Origin of the sequence: Streptomyces sp. SBT349, from assembly GCF_001083795.1 — a bacterium.
Taxonomy (GTDB): domain Bacteria; phylum Actinomycetota; class Actinomycetes; order Streptomycetales; family Streptomycetaceae; genus Streptomyces.
Genome location: NZ_LAVK01000514.1, coordinates 1 through 3,772, shown reverse-complemented (window position 1 = coordinate 3,772; position 3,772 = coordinate 1). Strand labels below are relative to the sequence as shown.

Here is a 3,772-nt window from a genome sequence, read left to right as displayed (position 1 = left end):
CCCCCTGCCCCTCGCCCGCCCCTCGTGCGCGGGCCAGGGGGTGACGCGGGTCGGGATGTCGAAGGGGGCGGCGGCGAGGTCGATGGCGGGGCTGACCCGTTCCAGGTTGATGTGCGGGGGGATCAGGCCGTGTTCGAGGCTGAGGGCGGTCTTGATCAGTCCGGCGATTCCGGCGGCCGACTCGGTGTGCCCGATGTTCGCCTTGACCGAGCCGACCCAGCAGGCGGCGCCGGGCGCGCGGCCGACGGCGAGGGCCCGCGCGAGGGCGGCGGCCTCGACGGGGTCGCCGACCGGGGTCGAGGTGCCGTGGGCCTCGACGTACTGGAGGTCGCCCGGGGTGATCCCGGCCTCGGCGCAGACCCGTTGGATCAGGGCCGCCTGGGCGTCGGCGCTCGGCGTCGTGATGCCGCTGGTCCGCCCGTCCTGGTTGACGCCGGTCGCGGTGATCACCGCGTGGACCGGATCCCCGTCGCGGAGGGCGTCGCCGAGGCGCTTCAGCGCGACGACCCCGACCCCCTCGGCGCGGACGTAGCCGTCCGCGTCGGCGTCGAACGTGCGGGACCTGCCCTCGGTGGAGAGGAAGCCGCCCTTGGTCTCCGCGATGGTGTACTGCGGGGCCATGTGCAGCAGGACGCCGCCGGCCAGGGCGAGGCTGCTCTCGCCGCGGCGCAGGCTCTCACCGGCCAGGTGGACGGCGACCAGGGAGGAACTGCACGCGGTGTCCAGCGAGATGCTGGGGCCCCGGAAGTCGAAGCAGTGCGAGATCCGGTTCGACACCATCGTCATCATGGTCCCGGTCGCCGTGTGGGCGGCCAGGGTGTCGAACCGCAGGTCGGCGAACTGGAGGATCTTGTAGTCCAGGGTGAACGCCCCCACGAACACGCCGACATCGCGCCCGGCCAGCTCGGCGGGCCTCTGGCCGCCGTCCTCTAGGGCCTCCCACGCCACTTCGAGCATCTTCCGCTGCTGGGGGTCCATGTGGTGGGCCTCGCGGGGGCTGATGCCGAAGAAGCCCGGGTCGAACTCGTCGAACCCGTCGATGTAACCGCCCCGGCCGCCCACCAGGCGGCCGGGTTTGGCCTGGTCCCTGCTGCCGAGCGCGGTCACGTCGTACCGGTCGGGCGGTGTGGCCGTGACGCAGTCCTTGCCGTCCAGCAGGTTGCGCCAGAAGGCCCGGTGATCGGAGGCGCCGCCGGGGAAGCGGCATCCGATGCCGATGATCGCGATCTTCTCTGGATACCCGGAGCGGAGCGGGTCGGTCATGGTCGGCTCCTTGAGTCACATATCTGCGAGAAAGGCGCACGAGGGGCCCGTCACCTGGGCGTGGGGAGCCGCCCGAGGGGCCCGAGGGCCCCTCCGGTACCGGGAGGTGTCGAGGGGAGGGGGGTGCGGTCAGCCCGTACCCCGGCCCGGCTTCGCCGTCCGGCGGAACGGGTGCGCGAGGGAGGCGAGGACGGCGCCGGTGGGGGGGAACGACGCGGGGTCCTCCAGGCCGACCGCGGCCGGTTCGCGGTCCGGCCGCCAGGTGAAGCTGCCGAACGCGTGATCCCACAGGGCGACGTCGGAGCTGTAGTGCCCCGCCTCGGCCAGGTCGGTGCTGTGGTGCAGCCGGTGCTGCTCGGGGCTGGTGAAGACGTGGTTGAGGGCGCCGATCCCGACGGCGACGTTGGCGTGGACGAAGTACCCCTGCGCCACCACGAAGAGGCCCACGCCGAAGACGGCCGTCTCGGAGAACCCGACGAGCGCCAGCGCCAGTTGGACGCAGCCCTGGGTGAGCAGGACGTCGGCGACGTGGTTGACGCCGTTGTTGCCGACGTTGACCTTCTCCGGCCTGTGGTGGATGCCGTGCAGCCGCCACAGCCACCGGTTGGTGTGCCCCAGCCGGTGCACCGCGTACCCGGCGAGCGAGCCCAGCAGCAGGGCGGCGGGGATCTCCGCCCAGAGCGGGAACGGGGAGTTCGGCTCGGCCACGGCGCCCACGGCGGACAGGACCAGCGCCTGCCCCAGCCCGGCGCCCAGTGCGGTGAGGAGGAAGTACGCGCCGTACGCGCGCCACTCCCGCCGGTCCGGGTTCCACGAGCGCTTGTACGGGATCAGGTGCTCCAGCGCCACCAGGTAGGAGATCACGGCCAGTTGGAAGACCACCGTGACCAGCCCCCGGTCCCAACCGCGGTGCGTGGCGGCGGCGAAGACGCCGGCCACCGAGAGCAGCAGCAGGGGGTGGGCCGTCCTGGCCAGGACGGTGCGCGCCATCGCCGACGGGTCGCGCCCCGAACGGGACCGGCCCGCGCGGGACCGGCCCGCGCGGGTGGTCAGCGGACTGGACATCGCACGCCCTTTCGTCGACGAGACGTGAACGGAGGACTCCCTCGCCGAACCGGGTGTCGGGCCGAACCGCGGATCAAGGGGTCCTGACCAGCCTGCGGCCTGCTGAGGGCATGACACAATACGATCTGACCGGCGTGCGGGTTCATATCCGCTCATGTCATCATCCCCACGCGCCCCTTTCGTGCTCCCGGCGGGACAGGCGGCGTGTCCGCCGCCCGCGCGCCGCCCGGACCCCTGGCCGAGCGCGTGATTCAGCAATGGTTCAGTAAATTCGACTGAACCGGGGGCGGAAACAGGTGAACTGGGATCTGGACGCGGCCCTGGATGGGGTCTACGTTGAGCGCCACGCCCGGCGGACGGAGAGGTCCCACCCGGCCCCGCGCCACCCGCCGTCTCCCCGAAAGGGCCCTGCCGATGACCGAGTTGCGCGGCCCCACCTCCTCGCCACGGCTGACCATCAGGGACGTGGCCGAGCGGGCGGGGGTGTCGCGGGCGGCCGTCTCCCTGGCCTTCAACAACAAGCCGGGCGTCTCCGAGTCCACCCGGGCCCACATCCTGGCCGTCGCCGGGGAGCTGGGCTGGCGGCCCGGCCGATCCTCCCGCTCGCCCGCCCGGCGCGGCACCGGAACGGTGGGCCTGGCGATCTGCCGCCCGGCGCGCCAACTGGGCCTCGAACCCTTCTACATGGAGTTCATCTCCGGCATCGAGAGCGTCCTCACCGAGCGGTCGAGCGCCCTGCTGCTGCGCCTGGTGCGGGACATGGGCGAGGAGGTGGACCTGCAACGGCACTGGTGGCGCTCGGGCCAGATCGCCGGCTCGGTCCTCGTGGATCTCCGCAGGAACGACCCCAGGATCCCGGCGCTCGCCGAGCTGGGCATGCCGGTGGTCGCGGTCGGCCACCCCTCGCTCGCGGGCCCGTTCACCGCGCTGTGGACCGACGACGGCACGGCCGTCATCGAGTGCGTGCGCTATCTCGCGGCGCTGGGACACCGTTCCATCGCCCGGGTCGGCGGCTCGGTCGAGCTGGGCCACAGCGCCATCCGCGCCGCCGCGTTCACCTCGACGGTCGCCGAACTGGGCCTGGACGAGGGCCGCCAGGCGGCCACCGACTTCTCCGGCGAGGAGGGGGCCAGGGCCACCCGTTCCCTCCTGGCCTCGGCGCGGCGCCCGACGGCGATCCTGTACGACAACGACCTGATGGCCGTGGCGGGGCTGTCCGTCGCCGCCGAGATGGGCCTGCGCGTCCCCGAGGACGTCTCCCTGCTGGCCTGGGACGACTCGCAGCTCTGCCAGCTCACCCGCCCCACCCTGTCCGCCATGAGCCACGACGTCCACGCGTTCGGCGCCGAGGTGGCCCGCGCGCTCTACGGCGTGCTGGGCGGCGAGAAGACCGCCGCCCGCCGGATGCCGACGCCCGCCCTCACCCCGCGCGCCTCCACGGGAC

General features: G+C 73.1%; 3 protein-coding genes. 1 reads left to right on the top strand and 2 read right to left on the bottom strand.

Going from position 1 to position 3,772, the window contains the following annotated elements; translation table 11 throughout:
• Positions 1-1,263: beta-ketoacyl synthase N-terminal-like domain-containing protein (locus ADY01_RS33885; protein WP_049580604.1), on the bottom strand; the 1,263-nt coding region annotated here is incomplete at its 3' end.
• 129 nt (positions 1,264-1,392) lie between these two features.
• Entirely contained in the window at positions 1,393-2,328 is a 936-nt protein-coding gene (locus ADY01_RS33880; protein WP_078900840.1) for a sterol desaturase family protein, read from the bottom strand.
• 414 nt (positions 2,329-2,742) lie between these two features.
• Between ADY01_RS33880 and ADY01_RS33875 the strand changes: the two genes are divergently transcribed.
• On the top strand, positions 2,743-3,772 hold a 1,030-nt coding region (locus tag ADY01_RS33875; protein ID WP_049580602.1), incomplete at its 3' end, for a LacI family DNA-binding transcriptional regulator.

Bases quoted from the DNA above. Each gene is read 5' to 3' on its own strand.
- ADY01_RS33880 (WP_078900840.1), bottom strand. From the start codon at position 2,328: ATGTCCAGTCCGCTGACCACCCGCGCGGGCCGGTCCCGCGCGGGCCGG.